1 protein-coding gene is annotated in these 600 nt (G+C 68.3%); it reads right to left on the bottom strand.

What is annotated here, in order from left to right:
- Positions 1 to 600 (bottom strand): alpha-amylase family protein (locus IE226_RS43770; protein ID WP_506417429.1); only part of this gene is annotated, 600 nt, incomplete at both ends.

The following is a 600-nucleotide window of genomic DNA, read 5'->3' as shown; positions in this document are numbered from 1 at the left end:
GCTCGCGTGCCAGTCCAGGCCGAGCGCCGGCATGTCCAACGACACCGTGGCCTCCCGGGTGTGGTGGGCGTCGAGGTTCACGACCACCAGAACCGTGTTCGATCCGTCCCTGTCCCGGGCCGTTTTCGAGTAGGCGATCACCGCTTCCTGGTCCGTGGTGTGGAAGTGCAGGTCACGCAGTTGCCGCAGGGCGGGGCTCGCGCGCCGCACGCGGTTCAGCGTGGTGATGAGGGGCGCGATGGTGGCGCCGGCGCGCTCTGCCGACTCCCAGTCGCGCGGCCGCAGTTGGTACTTCTCCGAGTGCAGGTACTCCTCGCTGCCGGCCCGTGCCGGGGCGTTCTCGCACAGTTCGTACCCGCTGTAGACGCCCCAGGTCGGCGAGAGGGTCGCGGCGAGTACGGCGCGCACCTCGAAGGCGGGACGTCCGCCGTTCTGGAGGTAGGCGTGCAGGATGTCCGGGGTGTTGACGAAGAGGTTCGGCCGGAGGTAGTGGGAGGTTTCGCCCGACAACTCGCGCAGGTAGTCGGTCAGTTCGTCCTTGGTGTTGCGCCAGGTGAAGTACGTGTAGGACTGCTGGAAGCCGATCGCGGCCAGGGTGCG

The sequence above is a fragment of the Streptomyces longisporoflavus genome, assembly GCF_014649775.1.
In the GTDB taxonomy this organism is placed as follows: Bacteria; Actinomycetota; Actinomycetes; order Streptomycetales; family Streptomycetaceae; genus Streptomyces; species Streptomyces longisporoflavus.
The sequence above is the reverse complement of the archived record's forward strand: the minus strand, read 5'-3'. Positions and strand labels throughout refer to the sequence as shown.